This window comes from Devosia sp., assembly GCF_035944845.1.
GTDB lineage: Bacteria > Pseudomonadota > Alphaproteobacteria > Rhizobiales > Devosiaceae > Devosia_A.
On record NZ_DASZAW010000067.1, the window covers coordinates 50,831 to 74,906 of the forward strand.

Sequence of the window (24,076 nt, forward strand, 5' to 3'; positions counted from 1 at the left end):
GTTCATGAGTGACGAGGCGCTCTCGCCCGTGCTTGAGGCACGCAATATCTCGCGCCATTTCGGTGCCGTGGTGGCGCTCGCCGACGCTTCCCTCACGCTCAGGCCGCGCGAGGTGGTGGGCCTGGTCGGCGACAACGGCGCCGGCAAGTCGACGCTTCTGAAGATCCTCTCCGGCATCGTTACGCCATCGGGCGGCGACATCGTCATCGACAACAAGCCCGTGGCGCTGAAGCGCGCCCAGGACGCCATGGATGCCGGGATCGAGACCGTCTACCAGGACCTGGCGCTGGTCGACACGATGTCGGCCTACCAGAACGTCTATCTCGGCCGCGAGGAGCTCTCGAGCAACCCGCTCGCCCGGCTGTTCAACCTCGTCGACGATCGCCGGATGCGTGAGCGCGCCCGTGAAGTGCTCGATATGCTCAAGGTAAAGATCCCCTCGATCAACGTCTCGGTGAAAGGCATGTCCGGCGGCCAGCGCCAGTGCCTTGCCATCGCCCGGGCGCTGCTCTGGGGCCGCCGCATCGTCATCCTCGACGAGCCGACCGCCGCGCTCGGGGTGCGCGAGACCGGCCAGGTGCTCGAGGTGATCCGCGACCTGCGCCAGCACGACGTCTCGGTGATCATCGTCAGCCACAACATGCAGCAGCTGATGAGCGTCGCCGATCGCATCACCGTGATGCGGCTCGGCCGCTCGATCGCCACCCGCACCGTCAAGGATACCGAGGTCAACGAGATCGTCGGTCTGATTACCGGCGCCATTCCGGGCGATTCGCCCGAAGCGCGCGCCGCCCAGGTTGCCGCCTGAAACAAGCTTCAGGCCGCATCAGTTACGTTCGCAAAGGGAGGAGACCTATCTTGCGCAACTCAGTACGTGCATTCGCCGTCATGGCGCTTTCGGTGCCCGCGATCATCGGTATTGCCGGTGTCGCGGAGGCCCAGGACAAGTTCAAGCTCGGCATGGCGGTGGGTGGCAACACCTGCTGCGAATGGATGAAGGCGCAGGGCGACGTCGCCCGAGCCCTCGCCGAAAAGGCGGGCTGGGACTATGTCGAGCTTTCCAACAACAACGACCCGGCGACGGCGCTGAAGAACGCCCAGATCTTCGTCCAGGAAGGCGTTGACGCAGTCATCCAGTTCAACGGCCAGCCCTCGTCCAACCCGGCCATCTCGGCCGTGCTGAAGCAGGCCAATATTCCTGTGGTCACCTACGACATCGCCGATCCCGGCATGTATTTCGTCGGTATCGACAACCTCGGCGCCGGCATTGCCGGGGGTGAACAGCTGGGCAAGCTGATCAAGGAAAAGTGGAACTGCGAGCCCGACCTGGTGATCTCGGCCGAGGGCGCCGCAGCCGGCATCGTCAACGAGTGGCGCACCGGCGGTATGCGCACCGGCTTGAAGAACATCTGCCCCGAAATCCCCGAGGCCAAGTGGGTCGGCTTCGAAAGCCAGGGCGATGCCGCGGTCGGCCTGCCGGCGGCCCGCGACCTGCTCGCCGCGCATCCCGATGCCAAGAAGATGGCCGTCGTCGGCCTCAACGATGGTGGCGTGCTGGCGCTGATCAATGCCGCCGAACAGCTCGGCCGCGCCGATGAAGTGGTGGGCTGGGGCCAGGACGGCGCCTTCATCACCGGCGACAACGTCAACCCGCACCTCGCCGGTTCGGTGTTCTACTTCCTCGAGGGCTACGCCGTGTACGCCATCAGGGACGTGATCGGCCCGATCGCCGCCGGCAACGTGCCGCCGCTCAAGGCCGATGCCGGCGATCCGGCCTCGAAGGTGCAGCCGTGCCCGGTTTCGGCCGAACAGGCCAAGTCGGTCCCCGACATGCCGGAACGCGTCGCCCAACTGCTCGCCGCTCCGGCCGGCACCACCGAGTACGAGCTGTTCTGTCCGAACAAGTGAGTTGAACTGAACTGAAGAAAGGCCCCCTCACCCGCCGCTTTGCGGCGACCTCTCCCCCAAGGGAGAGGTGGTGGTGAGGCGCCGCCCTGCCACACGGGCACCTCTCCCTCTGGGGGAGAGGTCGGCCCAACGGGCCGGGTGAGGGGGCCTTCACCTGTACTGCAATACAATACTGCTCGGAACCACCACCGATGTCCCTCAACCAAGCCATCGAGACCGCGGCGCCCGCCGTACCGCTGAAGGTACGTTTCGGTGGCTGGGGCACGGCCATCATGCTGGTTGCTGTCTGGCTGCTGCTGATCGCAGCCACGACGCTCTACCGGCCAGATTTCCTGTCGCAGCAGACGGTGCTGGCCATCGCCTTCACCATGTCGATCGTCGGCGTGCTGGCCATTGGGCAGGGGCTGGTTGCCATCTCGGGCGGCTTCATCGACCTGAGCCAGCCGGCCGGCATGATCAGCGCCAGCCTCGTCGCGGTGCGGCTGTCCGAAGCCGGCCTGCCGCTGCCGGTGGTGATCGTTGGCGCCATCCTTACCGGCATGCTCTGGGGGGCGTTCAATGCGGCGATCATCGTCTTCGCCAAACTGAACCCGGTGATCGTCACGCTAGCCACCAACTTCATCGGTTTGGCGGCTTTGTTCCTGGTGTTCCAACTCGCCGAAGTGCCGCTCAACTCGCCGATCTACCAGTTCGGCCGCGCCAGCTTCCTCGGCCTGCCGGCAATCTTCTGGCCGATGCTGGCTTTGGTGCTGGTGGTCGGGTTCCTGTTGCCGCGCACCCGCTACGGCCGCCGCGCCACCGCCGTCGGCGGTAATCGCGCTGCCGCCAAGGCGCGTGGCATTTCCCTCAGGGCAACCCGCTTCGCCATCTTCATCGCCGCCGGTGGCTTTGTCGGCTTTGCCGCAGTGCTGTTCGCTGCCACTGCCGGCCCGTTCAACCCCGGCTCCGGCAACACCATGCAACTGAACATCATCGCCGCGGTGATCCTTGCCGGCATCTCGCTGGCCGGTGGTCGCGGCAACTTCTGGATCCTGCTGCTGAGCGTCGGCTTTCTCTCCACCATCCCCACTTCGCTGGTGTTCTTCGGGCTCAGCTCCGACACCCAGTCGATCTTCCAGGGCCTGATCCTTGTCATCGCCGTCGCCATCGACGGCTACCGGGCACGGAAGGGAACGCCATGACCCATACTGCTGCTTCCACTTTGCCGCCCGCCCCGCACCAGCCCTGGCGCGAACTGCTGACCGGCTCGGTCGCCTCGATCACCTTCACCTTCATCGCCGTGGTGGCGGTGGGCTGGTTCTGGGTCGGGCCGAAGTTTCTGAGCTTCGGCAACATCTCGATCATGGGCACCTTCCTGATCGTGCCGCTGATCGTCGGCGCCTTCTCCGGCATGGCGCTGCTATCGGGCGTCGTCGACCTCTCCATCGGCTCGATGGTCGGCTTCTCCTCGGCGGTGTTTGCGCTCCTGATCTCGCTCGGCTGGGATCCGGCCAGCGCCGCCGGGGTAACGCTCGTCGCCTGCCTCGGCTTCGGTGCCGTCAACGCCATCGCCATTGTCGGCTTCGGCGCCGAACCGATCGCTGCAACCCTCGGCATGCTGGTCGCCTTGCGCGGCATCGCCTGGGTGCTGCTCGGCTCGCAGGGCGCCATCTTCGCCTTCAACATCGACATGTTCAACCTGGTCAGCACCACCGTGTTCGGGCTGCCGCTGTTCTTCCTCCTCGCCATCCTCCTCACCGCCGTCGCGGCGCTGATCGTCACCAAGACCCGCGTCGGCCGGCACGTGCAGGCGGTGGGCGGCGACGACAAGGCGGCGGGGCGGGCCGGCATTTCGGTGAAGAAGGTGCGGGTCGCGGCGCTGCTGCTCTCTTCCTTCGGCGCCGGCCTCGGCGGCATCGTCTATGCCGCGCAACTGGGGAGTGCCGCCCGCACCACCGGCGTCGGGCTCGAATTCCAGGTCTATGCGGCACTGATGATCGGCGGCTACTCGATCCTGCGCGGGGGCGTCGGCAACCCGGTCGGCGGGGCGCTTGGCCTCCTGGCGGTCGCCGGGGTCAGCAACATTCTCGATCTCAAGGCGATCAGCCCCTACTACGTAAACATCATTGTCGGCCTGCTGCTGCTCGCCGCCGTCTTGCTCGACCGCCTGCGCGGCGGCGACGCCTACGAATAATAACCCGTTATCACCCGATTTGAGGACACGTGCCGTGAAGATCTCCGACATCACCATCAAGACGTTCCGCACCTATGCCGACCGCTGGGATGTCGGCCACGCGCTGCCGTTGCCAAACACCCAGATGATGCAGACCGTGCTCACCATCCACACCGACGAGGGCGTCGTCGGGCACTATTTCGGCGGCGGCTCGCATGGCGACAACGAGGGCCTCAACGTCGTCGACCAGCAGCAGATCCTGTGGCGCATCAAGGATCTGCTGGTCGGGCAGGATCCTATGGATCGCGAGATGATCTGGAAGTGGATGTGGGTCGCCAATGTCCAGGAGAACGTCGCCTCGGTGATCGACAACGCCCTGTGGGACCTTGCCGGCCGCTATGCCAACCTGCCGGTCTATAAGCTGATGGGCGGCGCCGGTCGCGAAAAGGTCAAGGCCTATGCCTCGACCTATCCCAATATCGGCAAGCCGCATGTCTATGCCGAGCACGCGCTGGCCTGCAAAAACGAAGGCTACATCGCCTACAAGATCCACCCGCACTATTTCTGGAACCCCGAAACCGGCCAGCCGACGCCCGGTCGCCCCTCCAACATCAAGGCCGATATCGAAACCTGCCACCTGGTGCGCGAGGCGGTAGGGCCCGACTACGTGCTGATGTTCGACCCGTGGGGCACCTACATGACCATGGAGGAGGCGATCCAGGTCGGCCGCGAGCTCGAAAAGCTCAACTTCTACTGGTACGAGCACCCGATGCCCGAATACCGCACCGAAAGCTATGTGCGGCTGTCTCGCGAGCTGCAGATCCCGATCCTCTCCCCCGAGATCATCGCCGGCGGCGTGTTCTCCCGCGCCGAGTGGATCCTGCGCGGTGCCGGCGACATGAGCCGCATCGACGTGGTGCGCGGCGGCATTACCGGCGCGCGCAAGACCGCCATCGTCGCCGAGGCCTATGGCCTGCGCTGCGAGATGCACATGGCCGGCTGGGGCAACCTGCAGGTGATCGGCGCCACCTCCGAGGACACCTCGGAATACTACGAGAAGGGCCTGCTCGCACCGGGCGTCGACTACGACGCGCCGCACCCCTACCTCAAGAACACTGTCGATAAGATCGATTCCGAGGGCTTTGTGCACATGCCCAAAGGCCCCGGCATGGGTTACGAAATCGAGTGGGACTATATCGACGACAACCTGATCGAACCCAACGCCACGACCAAGAAGACGCACTGGTGAGCGTGTCTGCAGCGCTGCCGCACACGCCGGCCTGCTCCCTCCCCTTGACGGGGAGGGTTGGGGTGGGGCGTGCCAAGCCAGCGGACGGACTGATGGGTACCGGGCTTGCCGCCCCCCACCCCTGTCCCCTCCCCGCAAGGGGGAGGGAGACCCGACTGCGAAGCTGAGGAGCCTAGATGTCGAGCATCACCCGGTCCGTCCAGGCCATGGATCTGCTGGCCCGCAAGGGCCCGCTGGGGGTCCGCGCCGTCGCGCAGCAGTTGCAGCTGCCGCTCGGCTCGGTGCACCGGATGCTGCTCGATCTCGCCGAGGAAGGGGTGGTCGATCGCACCCCGTCGGGCGAGTGGGAGCTGAGCTTTCGCCTGCTCGAGATCACCGGGTTGCAGCTCGAGCGCATCGACCTGCCCCGGCTCTGCCGGCCATTTGCCGAGCAGATCGCCGAGGCCACCCGCGAGACGGTGAACGTCAATGCGCTGAGCGGCATGTTCGGGGTGTGCATCGACAAGGTGCGCGGCAACGAGGGCATGCAGCTCGATATGCGCATCGGCTCGCGCGGCCCGCTGAACTGCGGCGGCGCCGGCAAGGCGATGCTCTCCTACATGCCCGAGGCGCGCCAGGAGGAGGTCTATACCCACCCGCTGCCGGCGCTCACTGCCCATACCATCACCGATGCCGATAAGCTGCGTGAAGAGATCACCCGCATCCGCGAGCGCTTCTATTCGATCGATGATCAGGAAGTGGTGATGGGCGTCTATTGCGTCGCGGTGCCGCTGCTCGATCGCTCCGGCCACTCGGTCGGCGCCATGAGCGTCACCGGTCCGTCGGTGAAAAAGCCCGGTGGCGACAACGTCATGCCGGTCGTCGCCCTCTTGTGGGACGCCTGCGAACACGTGAGCCGCCGGCTCGGCTATGCCGGCGAGTGGCCGCCGGCCGCGGCTGCTGCAGCACGGTTGGTGGGATGATGACTATTGCTGTTGGCCCACAAGAGGCCCTCTCACCCGGCGCTGCGCGCCGACCTCTCCCCCTTGGGGCGCTACTGCGTCCCCCAGGGAGCGGTGAACGCGAGGCACGATCTCGCCACCACGCGACCTCTCCCTGGGGGGAGAGGTCGGATCGCGCAGCGATCCGGGTGAGGGGGCCTTTGCCACTCTCGCTGGCCCCCTTTGAGGTATCCAACTGATGGTCCGTATCGCCTGGATGATGAAGCTGAAGCCCGGCAACGAGGCGATCTACAAGCAAAAGCACGACGAGATCTGGCCCGAGATGCTCGACGCCATGCGGCGGGACGGCGTGCGCAGCTTCTCGATCTACCGCAACGGGCTCGATCTGTTTGCCTACATGGAGCGCGATACGGCGCCCGCTCCCGATACGCCGGTCAGTGAGCTGACCTGGCGCTGGTGGGAGATGATGGCGCCCTACATGGAAACCAATCCCGACTTCTCGCCGGTGCAACGCCCGGTCGAGGAAATGTTCAACTTCGAAAATCGCTGAGAGTTATTGCCCATGCCTTCGACCGCCATACGGGGCGTCGTGCCCATTCTCGTGACGCCGTTCCATCCCGATGGCCGGATTGACGAGGAAAGCCTCGCGCGCCTGATCGAGTTCAACGTCGCGGCCGGTGTGCATGGCCTCGGCGTGGCGCTCGGCAGCGAAGTGTTCAAGTTCAATGAGTCCGAGCGGGCGCAGGTCACTGCTGCCACCGTCAAGGCGGTGAACCGTCGGGTGCCTGTCATCATCAACTCCGGCGCTGCCGGCACCGATCTCGCGGTGTTCTATTCGAAATCTGCCGAAGCCGCCGGCGCCGATGCGCTGATGGTGATCCCGCCTTCGTTCATGCCGGTGAGTTCCGAAGAGATCTTCGACTACTACCGCGCCATCGATGCGGCGGTCGGCATCCCGATCATCCTGCAGGATGTACCGCAAGGCCCGGTCTCACCGGGGCTGGCGCTGCGCATCGCCGACGCCTGCAGCAACGTCAGCTACATCAAGGTCGAAACCCAGCCCGTCACTGGCAAGGTACAGGCCATGGCCGACGCGGTGGGGGACCGGCTGACCATTTTCGGTGGCGCCGGCGGCAGCTACTTCATCGAGGAGCTCCGGCGCGGCGCCCACGGCACCATGCCGTTCTGCAGCCAGCCCGCCGATTTCGTCGCGGTCTGGGATGCGTTCCAGCGTGGCGATGAGGCCGCCGCCCGCCAACGCTTCGACGCGACCATCATGGCGGTGAACCGGCTGGGTAACCAGGGCGGCGACATCTTCTACGCCATCCACAAGCAGCTGCTGGTGCGGCTCGGCATCATCCGCAACGCCTTTGTTCGCAGCCCGACCACGGCGATCGATCCGATCACCCAGCGCGAGATCGACGAACTGCTGGCGACCATCGTTCCCAACCCGGTCGCCTTCGGAGCCTGAGATGGAGCCGTTCGCGCTCAACCGGCTCGGCCGCACCAGCCTCGAGCTGCCCCGGCTCGGGCTGGGCGGCGCCTCGCTCGGCAACATCTTTGACGTCATCCCGGAAACGCAGGCCGACGCCACGCTCGATGCGGCCTGGGAGGCCGGGGTGCGCTTTTACGATACCTCGCCCTGGTACGGCCGCGGGCTCAGCGAGCACCGCATCGGCCGCAGCCTCTATCTCCGCCCGCCGGGCGAGGCGATCGTTTCGACCAAGGTCGGCCGCGTGCTGTTCGCGCCTGACGATGTCGCCGCGTTCGAGGCGAGCGAACGCAGCTGGACCAATGGCCTGAAGTTTCAGCACCGCCACGACTACTCCTATGCCGGGGTAATGCGGAGCTATGAAGACAGCCTGCAGCGACTGAGGCGCAACCGCGTCGACGTCCTGGTGATCCACGACCTCGATCTCGCCAATCTCGGCAGTGAGGAACTGGTGCAGCACCATCTCGACGAACTCGATGCGGGCGGCGGCATGCGGGCGCTGGAGGAGCTGAAGGCGGCGGGGCTGATCAAGGCGATCGGCGCCGGGGTCAACCGCATGGGCACCATTCCGCGCTTGCTCGAACGCTTCGCGCTCGATTTCTTCCTCGTCGCGTTGCCCTACACGCTGGCCGAGCAGCCGGTGCTCGATGCGGAATTCCCGCTGTGTGAGGAGCGCGGGGTCGGGGTGATCATCGGCGGCGTCTTCGCCTCGGGCATCCTCGCCACCGGGCCGGTGCCCGGTGCGCGCTACAATTATGCCATCGCCAACGAGGAGCAGCTGGCCCGCGTTGGCCGTATGCAGGCGGTGTGCGAACGGCATGGTGTGCCGCTGGCCGCCGCGGCGCTGCAGTTCACGCTGCACCACCCGCTCGTCGCCTCGGTGATCCCCGGCGCTTTCCACCCCGATCACCCACGCCGCAACGTCGAAAGCATGCGGGTGGAGATACCTCGCGACCTATGGGGCGAGCTGAAGCACGCCGGGCTGCTGCGGCAGGACGCCCCGACGCCCTAGGTGTCTCGCCGTTGCGTTGATCGATCGAGGCCCGACCTCACCACCGCCTACCGATCCCGCCAATGACCCGGTGGTTGGACACGGGCTGGCGGAAGCGATCGCTGCGTGTGACGAGGCCACTCTCGATGCTCCGCAACTGCGCCATCTTCATCGACGTGCTTCTATGAAATATTGAATCGAGCTTTTGGCAATCGACTCGCAAATGCGACAAAGTTAAAGGCGTGATATAGTGCCGTCGAATGCGATGGGAGATCATCATGCGCTACGCCGTTCTATCTGCATTTGCTTCTATTTTGCTCATCATATCGCCAGCATCGGCGCAGGATGGTGAGAAAGTTCTGTACGAAAACGTACGGATATTTGACGGGCACGCATCCGCGCTCAGCGCGGCCAGCAATGTGCTGGTAGTGGCCGACAAGATCGAGACCATCTCGGAGGCGCCGATCGAGGCAAGCGGCGCAACCGTGATCGACGGCGGCGGGCGGGTGCTGATGCCCGGGCTGATCGATGCGCATTGGCACACCATGCTGATCCGCAACACGCCCGATCAGGCGATCGACGGCGATGTCGGCTACAACACGATTGCGGCAGCCGACGAGGCCAAGGACACCCTGCTGCGCGGCTTCACCACGGTTCGCGACGTTGGCGGTCCGTCGTTCGGGTTGAAGCGGGCCATCGACGAGGGCCTCGTTCCCGGGCCGCGCATCTTCCCCTCCGGCGCGATGATCACCGTCACCAGCGGCCATGGTGATTTCCGCAAGCTCAGCGATCTGCCCCGCACCATCGGCGGGCACATGACGCGCATGGAAGTCATCGGCGGCGCGGCGCTGGCCGATAGTCCTGACGAAATGCGGCTGCGGGTCCGCGAGCAGCTGATGCAGGGGGCTTCGCAGATCAAGGTAACCGCCGGCGGTGGCGTGTCCTCGCCATTCAGCCCGGTCGATGTTTCGACCTTCACCCTCGAGGAGTTGCGGGCCGCCGTGGAGGCTGCCGACAACTGGGGCACTTACGTCACCGCACACGCCTTCACGTCGCGGGCCATCCAGACCTCCATCGAGGCCGGGGTCAAGGTCATCGAGCACGGCTTCCTGATGGACGAGACGACCGCCAAGCTGATTGCCGACAAGGGCATCTGGCTCAGCCTGCAGCCGCTGCCCGAAGCCTTGCGGCAGGGATTCCCCGAGGGTTCGGTGCAGCGCCAGGGCGCCGACGAAGTGTTCCCGGGCATTCCCCGCACCTATGAGCTGGCCAAAAAATATCACATCAAGACCGCCTGGGGTACCGATGTGCTGTTCTCGCGGGCGCTGGCCCAGCAGCAGGGAGCGATCCTTGCATCCCTCATCCGGTGGTACACGCCGGCCGAAGCGCTGATCATGGCGACCAGCACCAATGCCGAACTGCTGGCGCTCTCGGGTAAGCGCAACCCTTACCCCGGCAAGCTCGGCGTGGTCGAGGAAGGGGCTTTCGCCGACCTGCTGCTGGTCGACGGCGACCCGCTCGATAACCTCGACCTCGTCGCCAACCCCGACAATTTCGTCGTGATCATGAAGGGTGGCAAGCTGTTTAAGAACACCCTCGCGCCGTAGACCAGTTCACCAATTGGCTGCAGCAAGAGCTGATCGAACTCGGCCGTCGCCCCGCCCCACCGGCTGTCATCCCTGCGAAGTAGGGACCCTACTCTCCGCCAGTGCGGGCTGGGCGATGGGTCCCGGCTCTCGCCCATACGCGCCAAGTTAGGGATGTGAACCGAGGCCCTGCGAGCCCCCCAAACTCGGTGTCATCCCCGCGAAAGCGGGGAACTCCGTTTGCGATCGTGCGGCGGCACGAAACAGAGGTTTCGCTTTCGCGGGAATGACCCGGTGGGTGGCGCGCGATAGCGCCTATGGGCTCTCGCCGGGATGACATCGCCGAGGCGGGCTGATCGCAGGTCCGACGCACCCGTCTAGGTGGCCGGGCGGGTGTCGTCGGGCTTGGCGTTCGACTTCTGCGCATCCTCGCGGAACTCGAACCACATGGCGTTGAGGATGCCGAAGCTGCAGGCCAGGCCGACGCCGAGAATCCAGGAAAAATACCACATCGGAAGCTCTCCTAAGCTAATAGGCGTTGGGGTTCTTGTTGAGGCTCTCGGTCGTCACCGGGCCGCGCATCACCCGGAACACCCAGCTGGTGTAGATGAGGATGATCGGCAGGAAGACGATCGCCGCGCACAGCATGACGAACAACGTCAGCTGGCTCGACGAGGCGTCCCACACGGTCAGGCTCGACTCGGGATGGACCGACGAGGGCAACAGGAACGGGAACAGCGACAGCCCGGCCGTGGCGATGATGCCGAAGATGGCAAGGCTCGAGCCGAGCAACGCCACCAGCCGGGCGCGCGCGCCGAGCCCCCACCAGGCGACGAGGCTGCCGAACACCGCGAGGATCGGCAGGGCCATGGTCCACGGCATCGCCCCATAGTTCGCGCCCCAGGCGCCTACCTCGCGCACCACCTGTTTGCCCAAGGGGTTCGACGGGGCAATGGTCATCGGCGGGCCGATCAACCGGTAGCCTTCGAGCACGTAGAGCGCCAGCACCCCGCCGAGGACGAACAGCGCGATGGTGGCGAGCGCCGCCCAGCGGCCATACTTGCGAGCCCGCTCGGCGATCTCGCCATCGGTGCGGCCGGCGATCACCGTGGCGCCCTGCGTCACGATCATCATGAGGCTGACCAGCCCGGCGAGCAGGGCGAACGGGGTGAGGAGCCCGAAGAAGTTGCCGCTATAGGTGATGCGCTGCGTCACATCGAGCTCAAACGGTGCCCCGAGGAACACGTTGCCGACGGCGACGCCGAAGATGAGCGACGGGAGGAACCCGCCGATGAACAGCGCCGCGTCCCAGGTGGCGCGCCAGCGCGCATCGCTGACCTTGCCCCGGAACTTGAACCCGACCGGCCGGATGATCAGCGCCAGCAGGATCGCGATCATCGCGATGTAAAAGCCCGAAAAGCTCACCGCATAGAGCTGCGGCCAGGCTGCGAAGATGGCGCCGCCGCCAAGGATCAGCCACACCTGGTTGCCTTCCCAGGTCGGGCCGACGAGGTTGATCAGCACGCGTCGTTCCGCGTCGGTCTTGGCGACGAATGGCAGCAGCGCGCCGACGCCGAGATCGCGCCCGCCCATCACGGCGAAGCCGATCAGCAAGATGCCAAGCAGGGCCCACCACAAAATGCGCAGCGTTTCATAGTCGAGAGGAATGGTGCTCATCGTGCTGTTCCTTACTTGGCGGCAACGACCGCGGTTTCTACCGGTTCGATCGACTGGTCGAAGTTCAGTTTGTCGGAAGGTCCGTGCTTGATGGTGCGGACCATCAGCCAGACCATGACGATGAGCAGGGCCGTGTAGAGCAGCATGAAGAAGCTCAGCGAGATGACGAGATCCCAGAAGTTGAGCCCCGAGGCGGCATAGAAGGTGGGCAGTACGCCTTCCACCACCCAGGGTTGCCGGCCGTACTCGGCGATGAACCAACCCAGTTCGATGGCGATCCATGGCAAGGGCAGCACCGCGACGGCAGCCCACAGCAGCCAGCGTGGCTTTTCGATCCGGTGCGTCGAGGCCTTCCAGAACCACAGCGCGAAGAACGCGATGAAAAAGAAGCCCGCGCCCACCATGATGCGGAAGCTCCAGAACAGCGGCCACACGTCGGGCACGGTATCGAGCGCCGCCCGGGCGATTTCCTCGCCCGTGGCATTCTCGACATCGGGCCGATACTTCTTCAGCAGCAGCGCATAGCCGAGATCGGCCTTGGCTGCATCGAACGTGGCGCGCGCCATGGCGTCGTAGCGGTCGGCCCTGATCGCATCGAGCGCCTTGTAGGCCTCGATGCCATTGGCAATGCGCAGCGCCGCGTGTTCGGTGAGTTCGGTGATCCCCGGCAGGTCGCGATCGAGCGAGCGCGTCGTGATGAGGCCCAGCACCCAGGGGAACTGCACCTCGAAGGCGGGGCGGCCATCGCTGCCCGGAATGGCAAACAAGGTGAGCGCCGCCGGCGCCGGCTCGGTGTGATACATCGCCTCCATCGCGGCGATCTTCATTTTCTGGTGCTCGGTCGCCACATAGCCCGACTCGTCACCGAGGACGACGACGCTGAGCGCCGAGGCGAGGCCGAAGCTCGCGGCGACGACGATCGAGCGCTTGGCCAGCTCCTGGTGCTTGCCGCTGAGCAGGAAGATCGCGCTCACCGCCAGCACGAACACCGCACCGCAGACATAGCCGGCCGACACGGTGTGGACGAACTTGGCCTGCGCCACCGAGTTGAACAGCACCGCCATGAAGTCGGTGACTTCCATGCGCATGGTGTCGGGGTTGAACGCCGCACCCACCGGGTTCTGCATCCAGCCATTGGCGATCAGGATCCACAGCGCCGAGAAGTTGGCGCCCAGCGCCACCAGCCAGGTGACGGCGAGGTGGGCCACCGGCTTCAGCCGATCCCAGCCGAAGAAGAACAGCCCCACCAGCGTCGCCTCGAGGAAGAAGGCCATCAGCCCTTCCATGGCGAGTGGCGCGCCGAACACGTCGCCGACATAGTGGCTGTAATAGCTCCAGTTCATGCCGAACTGGAATTCCATCACCACGCCGGTGGCGACGCCCATGGCGAAGTTGATGCCGAACAGCACCCCCCAGAACAGCGTCGCCTTGCGCCAGACCACCCGCCCGGTCATCACGTAGACGCTCTCCATGATGGCCATCAGGAAGCTGAGGCCGAGCGTCAGGGGTACGAACAGGAAATGGTACATCGCTGTCGCAGCGAACTGGATGCGCGACAGATCGACGACGATAGGATCGACCATGGGGGTGCCTCGTGTTGTCCGGCCCAAAAACTGCCTGTCCGACCAGGTCCGTAATGGCCGGCCGTTCTGCCTGGCGCAGTAGCTGCATTCGCGTCGCAGCGCCTTGATCCAGATCAAGGCGATACCGCATGACTATATCCTAGGTTTGGAGCCCTTCTCCACACGGTAGGTCAATGGACGATAAGGCTAGAATCGTCGCAGCTGGGCGCTGGCTGAACCACCTGGCGGCAACCGACCGCCCGCTGCTTGCGGCGGTGCTCGGCCTGCCCCTGGCGGCTGGAGCCTTGCTGGTGATGCAGGCCATGCTGCTGGCAGGGCTGCTGCATCGCGCCATCGTCGATGCTGCCGCGCTGCCGGCGCTGTTGCCGCAGGTCGCGCTGCTGGCAACCATTTTGGTGATTCGCATCGCGCTCAGCGGTCTCGGCGAGACGGCGGCGGTGCAGTTCGGTGAAGCGATCAAGGGGCGGGTGCGCGCCGCGCTGGTGGCCGACCTTCTGCGTCGCCCGCCGACCTGGACGGCGGCCAGGAGCTCCGGCGCGCTGTCGAGCACTGTGCTCGAACAGGTCGAGGCGCTCGATGGCTACTTCACCCGCTACCTGCCGGCCATGGTGCAGGCCGCGATCCTGCCGATCGCCTTCGCCGTCATCGCCTTTTCGGTCGATTGGATCGTCGCGCTGCTGTTCCTGATCTCGGCGCCGCTGATCCCGGTGTTCATGGCGCTGGCCGGCTGGGGCGCCGAAGCGGCGAGCCGCTCGCAGGCGGCCGCGCTGAACCGGCTGAGCGGCCGTTTCGCCGATCGGCTGCGCGGCCTCGTGACGCTGAAGCTGTTTGGCGAAGATGCAGCCGAGACGGCGCGGGTGCGGCAGGCCTCCGAGGAGCTCAGGGTGCGCACCATGCGGGTGATGCGTATCGCCTTCCTCAGTTCGGCCGTGCTCGAGTTCTTCGCGGCTCTCGGGGTGGCCGGAGTAGCGCTTTATGTCGGCCTGACCTTCCTCGGGCTGGTCAGCGTCCACAGCACCGAGCTGACCCTCGCGGCCGGCATGTTCCTGCTGCTGATGGCGCCCGAAGTCTATCAGCCGCTGCGTCTCCTCGCGGCGCACTACCACGATCGCTCCGCGGCGATTGCCGCCGTAGCCGAGATCGAGCGCGAACTCGATGGACTGCCCGAGGCGATGCCGCCTGTCGCCGCCATTGCGACGCCTGCCGGAGCCGAGGCGCCTGCAACGCTGGAGCTGCGCGCCGTCGCGGTGAACGATCCCACCGGGCGGCAGGTGATGACCGCCGCCGAGCTCATGCTCGATCCCGGCGCCCGGATCGCCATCCTCGGCCCGAGCGGCATCGGCAAGTCGACGCTCCTCGAGGCGATTGCCGGGTTGCGCGACTTCGATGGTGATATCCGCATCGACGGTCGAGCGCTCGGCGACATCGCCGAGCCCGAACTGCGTCACCGCGTCGCCATGCTGGGGCAGCGGCCGCGACTGTTTGCCGGCAGCATTGCCGACAACATCCGGCTCGGACGCCGCGACGCCGACCATGCGGCCATCCGGCGGGCCGCACAGCTGGCGCGGGTCGCCGACTTTGCCGATGCGCTGCCCGAGGGGTTCGCAACGCAGCTCGGCGAGGATGGTCTCGGCCTGTCGGGTGGCGAGATCCAGCGCATCGCCCTCGCCCGCCTCTACCTGCGCGATCCCGGATTGCTGCTGCTCGACGAACCGACGGCGCATCTCGACGCCGCGACCGAGGCGCTGGTGCTCGACGGGCTTACCGAGTTCGCTGTCGGCCGCACCCTGGTCGTCGCCACGCATTCACGCGCCGTTGCGGCGCGGATGGACAAGGTCTTCCGCATCGCCGGCGGCAAGCTGCTGCCCGCGCCGAAACCGGCGGTTGCCGATCGCAGCGTGGGGGCCGCATGAAAGCCATCCTTGCCTTCGCGCCGTTGCTTGGCCGGCTGAAGGGGCCGATCTTGCTCACCGTGCTGCTGTCGCTGGTGACCCTGTTCGCCGGTATCGGCCTGCTCGGCCTCTCGGGCTGGTTCCTCACCGCCGCGGCGCTGAGCACGCTCGGTTCGGCCTTCAACATCTTCGCGCCCTCGGCGGGCGTGCGCGGCCTCTCCTTCATCCGCATCCTGTCGCGCTACGGCGAAAAGCTCAGCGGCCACGACATGACGCTGCGGCTGCTCTCCGATCTCAGGGCCTGGCTGTTCGCCAAACTGTTCCCGCTGGTGCCGCTGGCGCGGCGTTACGGCCGCGGCGACCTGGTCAGCCGGCTGCTCGCCGATGTCGAGGCGCTGGATACGGTGTTCCTCGTCGCGCTCGGACCGATCAGCACCGCGGTGCTGGCCGGTGCTGCGATGACCGTGGTTCTGGCGATCTTCCTCCCCGGCGCGGCGCTGCTCTATGGCCTGCTGGTCTTTGCCGCCGTGCTGCTGGTGCCGATCGGTCTGGTGCTGGCCTCGCGCGCCGCCGGAGCCGAGGTGGTGGCGGCGGGTGCGGCGCTGCGCCAGGCGGTGCTCGACGGCATCGACGGTCATCAGGATCTCGTGCTGTTCGGCGCCATCGACCAAGCGACCAATGCTGCGGCAACGGCATCGCAGCAGCTGTCGCACGCCCGCCGACGCCTGGGCCTGCGCGCCGCGTTGGCCGCGGCCCTGGTGCAACTGCTGGCCGGCGGAGCGCTGATCGGCACGTTGCTGGCCGGCTTAGCCGCGCGCGAGGCGGGAGCCATTGATGGCCCGTTGCTGGCCGGCCTGCTGCTGGCGGTGATCGCCAGCTTCGAAGCCTCGGCCATGCTGGTCAGGAGCGCCACCCGGCTGGCCGGTGCCGCGGCTGCCGCGGACCGGCTGCAGGCCATCGCCAACACTGCGCCGGCGGTGACGGAGCCGGCCGCGCCGCTACCGATCCCTGAGGGGGGCGAACTTCGCTTCGAGGCGGTGCGCTTCGGCTACGATCCGCAGCACCCCGTGCTCGACGGGCTCAGTTTTGCCGTGCGCACCGGCGAGTGCCTGGCAATTGTCGGACCGAGCGGCGCCGGCAAATCGACGATCGCGCAACTGTTGCTCCGGCTCGTTGATCCCGATGCCGGCACGGTGCGGCTCAATGGCAGCGATCTGCGCGATGCGGCGGGAGCCGAACTCCGCCAGCGTATCGTGCTGATGACCCAGGACGCTCCGGTGTTCCTCGACAGCATCCGCGCCAACCTCAGCATCGGACGGGCCGATGCCGGTGATGACGAGTTGTGGCGGGTGCTCGATGCCGTCCGGCTTGCCCAATTCGTCCGCGGCCTGCCAGGGCAGCTCGATACCCTGGTGGGCGAAGCCGGCCGGACGCTGTCGGCGGGGCAGGCCCGGCGCATCTGCCTTGCCCGCACCCTGCTGTCGCGCGCCGATGTGATCGTCTTCGACGAGCCGACCAGCGGGCTCGATGCCGAGACGGAGGCGGCGTTTCTCGCCGAACTGCCGGAGTTGACCCGCGGCCGCACGGCGATTGTCATCACCCACGCGGTGGTGCCGGAAACCTTCGACCGTGTGCTGGAACTCAGGGCAGGAAGGCTTGAGTAGCTCGAACGCGGTCTCGACCATGGGCATCGAGCATGCTGCACACCCCACCCCATGCCTCCCCGTCAAGGGAGGGGTGCCGGCCGGTGGTGTTGGCTTGATCTCGCCATCGACCCGATGCCCACCTCCCCCTTGACGGGGGAGGCAAGCGAAGCTTGGGAGCAGAGCGACCTAGCGTAGCTCGGAGGGGGTGCGACTAGGTCACGAGGCGCATGGCTGTCCACTATTCAGCCTTCTGTCCTACCCGCAAAGCCCCTGCAACACCTCGAGATCGGGCACCTCGACCGTCCGGTTATTGCTGATCGACACCACCCCCAGTTGACGCAGTTTGGTCAGCTGTCGCGACACCGTCTCAATGGTGAGCCCGAGGAAGTCGGCAATGTCGGCGCGGCTCAATGGCAGCTCGAAGCTGACGCCGTCGACCGGCTCCGCTGCCGGGTCGGCATGCATGGCGATGAGGTAGAGGAAGCTCGCGACCTTTTCCTGTGCGGTCTTCCGGCCCAGCGTCACCATCCAGTCGCGCGCTTCGTCGAGTTCCCGCAGTGTCTGCTGCATCAGCCGGCGTTCCAGCGCCGGGGTCCTGTTGATCATTTGCTCGAGCGCCGGCCGCGGGATGACGCAGAGGTCGACGGTGGACGCCGCTTCGGCGGTGAGCACGCTCTCGCGCCCGAACAGCCGGCCGAGGAAATCCGGCGCGAACTGCAGGCCGACCACCTGCTGGCGGCCATCCTCCAGCACCTTGCTGAGCTTGACTACGCCGTGCATGACGTTGGCGTAGGAGTGGATCGCCGTACTGTCGCCGATCAGCTCGTCGCCATGCTCGTGCCGTTCCTTGCGGGTGTGGCGGGCGAACTCGACCAGCTCATCGGGCTTCAGAGCGCCGCACATGCCTCGGTGACGCGCTTCGCAGCTGCGGCACAGCACGGGGGTCTCGGAGTTGTGGATGTCCAGACGCTCGCCCATTGCGGACGAGCCTTACACCCTCCCGCGGCAGGGCGGATGGTGAGGTTTGTCGCACGCGGCATTCAGTCTCGGGGGGCTGGCCGTGGCGTGTCTCGCGTATACCACATCACCCACCCAAGCGTCGCCATCAACAGGCCGAAGGCGACGAGGACGGCGGTGACGACGATGATGGCTTCAGGCGGCATGTCGGTGCTCTCTGCTTGACTGCAGCAAGAGCACCACGCCGACGCCCGCGACGGTTTGATTCAGATCAAAAAATGTGTCGCGATTTGATTACTTGGATGGGATCGGGAAGGGGCGGCGTCGGCGCCAAATCGCCTCCCTCCCCCTAGCGGACGTGTAGCGCCGCGGGGGAGGGGAGCAAAGAGCACCTCAGCGCGCGAACGGCACCGACGCGGTCAGCACCTGGCCGGAATTGTTGAACTCGACCTCGAAATCGACGGTGATCGAGTTTCCATCGAGCAGGATCCGCGAGCCGATGCGCACATCGTTGCCGCCGCGATCCTGCTGCTTCTCTCGCAAGTCGAAATTGATCGTTTCGCCTTTGATCTGGCCGACCGCGACCCCGGTGAAGCCGGCATTCGAGCTCATTACCGCCTGGTAGCGCTGCGCCTTGTCGTCAAAGGCGATGGTGCCGCTCACCGACAGGTTCATGTCGATCAGGCTGCAACGGCCGGCATAGTTGATCTTGTTCAGGTTGCCCTTGGAAATGCCGAGCCGGCAGCGGAACGGCTCCGGGTTCTGTCCCCCAACCAGCGCGCCCGCCCCCTTCCAGTCGCCCACATACGACTCCAGGACCTCAACGGGCCCGGAAATCGCCGGGGTCGCCATTCCCGCCAGCGTCATGGCGGTCACGGCCATAGCGGCATGCAGGTGCTGTCTCATTCGTCCCACGCCCTCCAACGGCGTTCATGCGTTCAGTAACGCTGAAATCTGTAGGCGACCGGCTATTCGGTCGCTTCCATTTTGACTTGCCCGCCCGACGATGCCAGAGATCATGCGGCGGGTAGCAAGAAGCAAGAGCGGCCTGCACATTCTTTTGGTTTGTCCCCTATCGCAAGTCCCAAATGGCCCTAAGTCAAGACCACAGCTCCAACGGGCGCGCCGCGGCGGCTCAGCCGATCGTTGATGCATCCGGGGTGAACTACACTCTGGAGGTCGCTTCACGGCCGCTTCACATTCTGCGGAACGTCTCGCTGCGGGTGGAGGCTTCGGAAGTTGCCGCCATCGTGGGGCCGTCGGGCAGCGGCAAGACCTCGCTGCTGATGCTGCTGGCCGGGCTCGAGCGCGCCACATCCGGCAAGGTCGTGGTGGCGGGGCAGGAACTCACCGGGTTGAGCGAGGACGATCTGGCGGTGTTCCGCCGCCAGACCCTCGGCATCGTGTTCCAGAGCTTCCATTTGATCCCCTCGCTCACCGCGCTCGACAATGTCGGCCTGGCACTGGAGATCGCCTCGCCCGACCTGTCGTTGGCGCAGACCCGTGAGGCGGCCGCGGCGGCACTCGAGGCAGTCGGGCTGGGTGGCCGGCTGCACCATCGGCCGGCGGCCCTGTCGGGTGGCGAGCAGCAGCGCGTCGGGCTGGCTCGCGCCATGATCGCCAAGCCGCGCCTGCTGCTGGCCGACGAGCCGACTGGCAATCTCGACCAGGAGACGGGCGCCGTGGTGGTCGAGCTGATGTTCGAGCTGGCGCGCCAGCAAGGTACCGCGGTGGTGCTGATCACCCACGATCCGTCGCTGGCGGCGCGGGCCGACCGGGTATTCACCATGACGTCGGGCGAGCTGGTCGAAACCCGCTCGGTTCGGGACTGATGAGCGCCACCCTCGCGGCCATCCGCATCGGCCTGCTCGATATGCGGGGCGATTTGAGGCGCTTCGGCCTCCTGATCATCTGCCTCGCCGTCGGCACCGCGCTGATCGCCGGCGTCAGCTCGGTCGGCGCCAGCATTCGGCAGGCGGTGGAAGACAATGCCGCGGTGCTGATGGGCGGCGATGTCGAGCTGTCGCGCGCCGACCGGCAGGCGACGGCGGACGAGCTGGCGCTGATCTCGCGCTTCGGCCGGGTGTCCTACGTCGTCGATACCAATGTGCGCGCCGAGGTCGGCGACGAGAGCGCCTTTGTCGACCTGATCTCGGTGGGCGATACCTATCCGCTGCTCGGCGCTGTCGATAGCCCGCAACTGCCGCCGGACGAGGCGCCGTTCGCTTTCCTGTCTTACCGGGACGGCAGGTTCGGCGCGCTGGTCAGTCCGCTGATGCTCGACCAGCTCGGCATCAAGGTCGGCGACACGCTCGAGATCGCCGGCAGCGAGTTCGAGGCGCGCGGCGCGCTGGGCGGCCTGCCCGATGCCGCGGTGCGCGGCTTCCGGCTCGGCCTGCCTGCCGTCATCACCACCGAGGCGCTGGCCGTGCTGTCCGACCGCACTTCGCCGCTACCCGGCCTCGGCACCTTCTTTCGCTACAAGCTGGTATTGACCGAGGGCGATGCCGATAGCGGCAAGGCGGCGCTCGAGGCCGCTCTCGCCGACCCGAGCTGGACCATCCGCTCGGCCCGCGAGGGGCTCGGGCCGATGGTGCGCTACTACGATCTGTTCATGCGCTTCCTGGTGATCGTCGGCCTGGCCTCATTGCTGATCGGCGGCGTGAGCGTCTGGACCAGCATCTCGGCTTACGTCGCCGAGCGCGCCAACGTCATCGCCGTGCTGCGCAGCATGGGGGCGGGGCGGTCCCGCATCTTCGTCCACTTCTTTTCGCAGATCGCCGCGCTCGCCGCGGTCGGCGTCGGGATCGGCCTCGTGATCGGAGCCGGCACCGCTCTCATCGCCCTGCCGGCGATCGGCGTTGCGGTCGGCGTCGACCTGGCGCCGACGTTGCACGTGCAGCCGCTGCTGGTCGCGGCGGGCGTCGGCTTCCTCATCGCCTTTGCCTTCTCCTACCTGCCGTTGCAGCAGGCCCAGACCATCAGCCCGGTGACGCTGTTCCGCTCCAAGGGGCTCGCCGCACCACCGATCGACTGGGGAAGCCTGGTCTTTTCTGCCCGCATCGTGCCGCTGGTGCTGGCCGCCGCCCTGTTCCTGTGGCTCGCCGTCATCATGACCAACGATTCGATGCTGGTCGCGGCCTTCGCCATCGTCAGCGTGCTGTCGGTGGTGCTGTTCCAGTTCGGCATCTTTCTGGCGCGCCAGGCGCTGCGCCGGGCGCCCGAAACGTCCAACCGTGTGCTGCGCTACGCGCTGCGCAACATTTCGAGCCCGGGTTCGAACGCCTCTTCGGTGGTGGTCTCAGTCGGGCTGGCGCTCGCCATGCTGGTGGTGGTGCTGGTGCTGCAGGTGAACCTTCGCAACGAGTATCTGGGCGCTTCGGTGTTCGATGCCCCAACGCTCGTCGCGTCCGATCTGTTCTCCGACGAGGTCGATGCGCTGCAGAAGCTGAAGGATGAGGGCGGCGACATCACCGCCTTCGCCGCGACGCCGATGCTGCGCGGCGCACTCAGCGCGCTCAACGATACACCCGTTGCGCAGCTGCAGCCGCGTGGCCCCGAGGCGTCCTTCCTGCTCTCAGGCGAGATTCCGCTGACCTATCGGCAGGTGCTGCCGGCCACTTCCAGGCTGGTCGATGGCGCCTGGTGGCCGCTCGAGTATCAGGGGCCACCCCTGGTCTCGCTGCACCAGAGCCTCAGGGCCGGCCTCGGCATCAAGCTTGGCGACAAGCTCAGCTTCGCCATTTTCGGCGATACCATCACCGCCGAGGTTGCCAATTTCCGCGATTATTCCTGGCAGGGCGGCATCGATTTCCTCGCCACTTTCTCGCCCGGCGTGCTGGACGAGTACCCCGCGACGCTGCTGGGGGCGATCACCGCTGCTTCGGGGCATGAAGAGGCGGTGGAGCGCCAGCTTGCGTCGCTGTTGCCCGATGTCCGTTTCATCGCCATTGGCGCGACGCTGGAGCAGATTACCCGCGCTTTGAGCCAGCTGTCGCTGGCCGCCTCGCTGGTCGGCGGCCTCGCGGTCGGCAATGGCCTCCTGGTGCTGATCGGCAGCCTTGCCACCGGCCGCCGGCAGCGGCAGGCCGATGCGGTGATCTCCAAGGTGCTCGGCGCCAAGCGCTTCGACGTGTTGTCGGTCTCGGTGCTGCACTATGTGCTGCTGGCCGCCTTCGCCGCGCTCCTCGCCACCCCGCTCGGCATCGGGCTGGCGTGGATCCTCACCATGGTGCTGCTCGAGGTGGAGTTCGCGCTCGATGCGACGACGCTTGCCGCCGTCGATCTGGGCGCCATCGTCATCACCGGCGTGCTCGGCGCCACCACCATTTTCGGTGTGCTGCAGCGGCGCTCCGCCGGCTTCCTGCGCGAGCCGTGAGCGGTCGACGGCCGTGAGTCAGTCGCGGCTAGTTGCACAGTGTGCTCCACCAACTCGGTGTCACCCCAGCGAAAGCTGGGGCCCATCTCACTGCCGGCCCCAGCGGATGTTTGGGTCCCAGCTTTCGCTGGGATGACATCCGGTGGAGGAGGCGAGGCAGTGGGCCATTCGCTCACGGCCTCCTCCAGCAGCTGGCCTGACTGACAAGCCTCACGCCGCCACCGGCTGGCCCGGCACTTGGTCTTCGTCCACGTCCTTCTTCTTGGCCGGGAAGGCCAGCGCCAGGGCCGCCGCGGCGATGCCGATGCCGGCCGAAGCGATATAGAGCCAGTGATAGGTGCCGAACGTATCGTAGAGCCAGCCGCCGCCGACCGGGCCGAAGGCCATGCCGATGCTCGAGGTCATCACCATGCCGCCCAGCACCGTGCCCATCACCCGCGGGCTGAAATAGTCGCGGGCCAGCACCGAATAGAGCGGCATGACGCCGCCATAGGCAAGGCCGAGCACTGCCGCGAGGGCGTAGAACTGCGTCAGTTCGCTCACATAGATGTAGGTGTAGATCCCCACCGCCTGCAGCACGAGGCCGCCAACGATCACCCGCCGCACCCCGAGCCGATCGGCCAGCACGCCGAAGATCACCCGGCCGAACAGCCCGGCCAGCCCTTCGACGCTGTAGATGCTCGCCGCCGCCAGCGCCGAAGCGCCGCAGATCATCGCATAGCTGACGGTATGGAAGATCGGGCCGGAATGCGCGGCACAGCAAAGAAAGAACACCGAGGCGAGCACGATGAATTGCGGCGTGCGCAGCGCCGACCAGCCCATCGACGCCTGTTTGGGTTGGGTCGCGACGCTCGGCACCGGAGCCGGTTCGGTCACCGTCGGGGCGCGGCGGATCAACAGCGCCGCCAATACGATGACGATCAGCGCGCCGATGGCGATGCTCAGCATGGCGCTGCGCCAGCCACTGGTCTCGATCAGGTAGCTGGCGAACGGCGTGATCACCATCGGCGCGATGCCGCCGCCGATCGACACCAGCGACACCGCGAGACTGCGATTCTTGTCGAACCAGCCCAGCGTCGTCGAGATGATCGGCGCGAAATAGGCCCCGCCGGCCGCGCCAACCAAGCCACCATAGGCGAACTGGAAGACGATCAGTTCGCTCGCTTGACTGCCGAGCAACAGCCCGGCCCCGAGCAGCACCGTTGCCATCAGCACCACTGGCCGGGCCCCGATGCGGTCGCTGAGCGCCCCCCAGCCGAAGCCGGAAATGCCCATGACGATGAAACCGACGGTCATCGCCGCCGAAATGCCGGCGCGGCTCCAGCCGGTATCTTCCGCCATCGGCTGCAGGTAGACCGGGAGCGCGAACATCGCTCCCATTGCCACGCAGGTGATCAGCGCGCCCGCCGCGACGATGACCCAGCCATAGTGCTTGCTCATTGTTCCGTCCCTCAGGAATGTCCTGCCATCTAGACGAGCGGCGGCAGCGCCATTCGACACCCCGAGACAGAAATATCTGCATCGACGCCATCGTCACAACCACTTGCAGGGTGCAAGTTGTATACCCGGCCGAAAACTGCTTGTAAACTGCAAGTGGAATGTTCAATGAAGCGGTGATGAGGAG

At 66.3% G+C, this 24,076-nt stretch carries 21 protein-coding genes; 14 read left to right on the plus strand and 7 right to left on the minus strand.

The features are described 5' to 3' along the window. The first annotated feature begins 4 nt into the window (after nucleotides 1-4). The 10 genes from VGV07_RS12205 (at nucleotide 5) to VGV07_RS12250 (ending at nucleotide 10,340) form a co-directional block, all read left to right on the plus strand. Entirely contained in the window at nucleotides 5-808 is an 804-nt protein-coding gene (locus VGV07_RS12205) for an ATP-binding cassette domain-containing protein (protein WP_326868971.1), read from the plus strand. Nucleotides 809-858: 50 nt separating this feature from the next. Next, a complete protein-coding gene (locus VGV07_RS12210; protein WP_326868972.1) occupies nucleotides 859-1,908 on the plus strand; it encodes a sugar ABC transporter substrate-binding protein in 1,050 nt (349 codons plus the stop codon). A 191-nt stretch (nucleotides 1,909-2,099) separates the two neighbouring features. Continuing rightward, on the plus strand, nucleotides 2,100-3,089 hold the full coding sequence (locus VGV07_RS12215; protein WP_326868973.1) for an ABC transporter permease: 990 nt from the start codon (nucleotides 2,100-2,102) through the stop codon (nucleotides 3,087-3,089). Then, nucleotides 3,086-4,081, plus strand: a complete 996-nt coding sequence (locus VGV07_RS12220) for an ABC transporter permease (RefSeq protein ID WP_326868974.1) — start codon at nucleotides 3,086-3,088, stop codon at nucleotides 4,079-4,081. Before VGV07_RS12215 ends, VGV07_RS12220 begins: the two co-directional genes overlap by 4 nt. A 34-nt stretch (nucleotides 4,082-4,115) precedes the next feature. Next, a complete protein-coding gene (locus VGV07_RS12225; protein WP_055873456.1) occupies nucleotides 4,116-5,309 on the plus strand; it encodes an enolase C-terminal domain-like protein in 1,194 nt (397 codons plus the stop codon). Between the two features lie 176 nt (nucleotides 5,310-5,485). After that, nucleotides 5,486-6,271 (plus strand): IclR family transcriptional regulator, encoded by a 786-nt coding sequence (locus VGV07_RS12230; RefSeq protein WP_326868975.1) that lies wholly within the window; start codon nucleotides 5,486-5,488, stop codon nucleotides 6,269-6,271. A 217-nt stretch (nucleotides 6,272-6,488) separates the two neighbouring features. Continuing rightward, nucleotides 6,489-6,800 (plus strand): L-rhamnose mutarotase, encoded by a 312-nt coding sequence (locus tag VGV07_RS12235; protein ID WP_326868976.1) that lies wholly within the window; start codon nucleotides 6,489-6,491, stop codon nucleotides 6,798-6,800. A gap of 12 nt (nucleotides 6,801-6,812) precedes the next feature. Beyond that, complete coding sequence (locus VGV07_RS12240; RefSeq protein WP_326868977.1) at nucleotides 6,813-7,721, plus strand: dihydrodipicolinate synthase family protein; 909 nt, start codon at nucleotides 6,813-6,815, stop codon at nucleotides 7,719-7,721. A 1-nt stretch (nucleotide 7,722) separates the two neighbouring features. Next, nucleotides 7,723-8,754 (plus strand): aldo/keto reductase, encoded by a 1,032-nt coding sequence (locus VGV07_RS12245; protein ID WP_326868978.1) that lies wholly within the window; start codon nucleotides 7,723-7,725, stop codon nucleotides 8,752-8,754. Nucleotides 8,755-9,011: 257 nt separating this feature from the next. Beyond that, nucleotides 9,012-10,340 (plus strand): amidohydrolase family protein, encoded by a 1,329-nt coding sequence (locus VGV07_RS12250; protein ID WP_326868980.1) that lies wholly within the window; start codon nucleotides 9,012-9,014, stop codon nucleotides 10,338-10,340. A gap of 356 nt (nucleotides 10,341-10,696) precedes the next feature. Here VGV07_RS12250 and cydX read toward each other — a convergent pair whose 3' ends face one another. From cydX to VGV07_RS12265, 3 genes are read right to left on the minus strand one after another with little or no spacing between them, the layout of a single operon-like run. Next, entirely contained in the window at nucleotides 10,697-10,831 is a 135-nt protein-coding gene (gene cydX / locus VGV07_RS12255) for a cytochrome bd-I oxidase subunit CydX (protein WP_326868982.1), read from the minus strand. 16 nt (nucleotides 10,832-10,847) lie between these two features. Continuing rightward, complete coding sequence (gene cydB, locus VGV07_RS12260; protein WP_326868983.1) at nucleotides 10,848-11,996, minus strand: cytochrome d ubiquinol oxidase subunit II; 1,149 nt, start codon at nucleotides 11,994-11,996, stop codon at nucleotides 10,848-10,850. A gap of 11 nt (nucleotides 11,997-12,007) precedes the next feature. After that, nucleotides 12,008-13,579 (minus strand): cytochrome ubiquinol oxidase subunit I, encoded by a 1,572-nt coding sequence (locus VGV07_RS12265; protein WP_326868984.1) that lies wholly within the window; start codon nucleotides 13,577-13,579, stop codon nucleotides 12,008-12,010. 173 nt (nucleotides 13,580-13,752) lie between these two features. Between VGV07_RS12265 and cydD the strand changes: the two genes are divergently transcribed. Further along, nucleotides 13,753-15,492, plus strand: coding sequence for a thiol reductant ABC exporter subunit CydD (cydD, locus tag VGV07_RS12270; protein ID WP_326868985.1), 1,740 nt, complete (start codon nucleotides 13,753-13,755; stop codon nucleotides 15,490-15,492). Continuing rightward, a complete protein-coding gene (gene cydC / locus VGV07_RS12275) occupies nucleotides 15,489-17,135 on the plus strand; it encodes a thiol reductant ABC exporter subunit CydC (protein ID WP_326868986.1) in 1,647 nt (548 codons plus the stop codon). The genes cydD and cydC overlap by 4 nt, the downstream gene beginning before the upstream one ends. 237 nt (nucleotides 17,136-17,372) lie before the next feature. Here cydC and VGV07_RS12280 read toward each other — a convergent pair whose 3' ends face one another. From VGV07_RS12280 to VGV07_RS12290, 3 genes are all read right to left on the minus strand, one after another. Continuing rightward, a complete protein-coding gene (locus VGV07_RS12280) occupies nucleotides 17,373-18,095 on the minus strand; it encodes a Crp/Fnr family transcriptional regulator (RefSeq protein ID WP_326868987.1) in 723 nt (240 codons plus the stop codon). Nucleotides 18,096-18,157: 62 nt separating this feature from the next. After that, entirely contained in the window at nucleotides 18,158-18,280 is a 123-nt protein-coding gene (locus VGV07_RS12285) for a hypothetical protein (RefSeq protein WP_326868988.1), read from the minus strand. 187 nt (nucleotides 18,281-18,467) lie between these two features. Beyond that, nucleotides 18,468-18,980 carry a hypothetical protein gene (locus tag VGV07_RS12290; protein ID WP_326868989.1) on the minus strand — a complete coding sequence of 171 codons (513 nt, stop codon included), beginning with the start codon at nucleotides 18,978-18,980 and terminating at the stop codon, nucleotides 18,468-18,470. Between the two features lie 182 nt (nucleotides 18,981-19,162). Between VGV07_RS12290 and VGV07_RS12295 the strand changes: the two genes are divergently transcribed. Beyond that, nucleotides 19,163-19,906 (plus strand): ABC transporter ATP-binding protein, encoded by a 744-nt coding sequence (locus tag VGV07_RS12295; RefSeq protein ID WP_326868990.1) that lies wholly within the window; start codon nucleotides 19,163-19,165, stop codon nucleotides 19,904-19,906. Further along, the gene (locus VGV07_RS12300; protein WP_326868991.1) at nucleotides 19,906-22,452 is read left to right on the plus strand and encodes an ABC transporter permease; all 2,547 of its coding nucleotides are present in this window, start codon (nucleotides 19,906-19,908) and stop codon (nucleotides 22,450-22,452) included. The genes VGV07_RS12295 and VGV07_RS12300 overlap by 1 nt, the downstream gene beginning before the upstream one ends. Nucleotides 22,453-22,662: 210 nt before the next feature. Here VGV07_RS12300 and VGV07_RS12305 read toward each other — a convergent pair whose 3' ends face one another. Next, nucleotides 22,663-23,892 (minus strand): MFS transporter, encoded by a 1,230-nt coding sequence (locus VGV07_RS12305; RefSeq protein ID WP_326868992.1) that lies wholly within the window; start codon nucleotides 23,890-23,892, stop codon nucleotides 22,663-22,665. Nucleotides 23,893-24,076 lie beyond the last annotated feature (184 nt).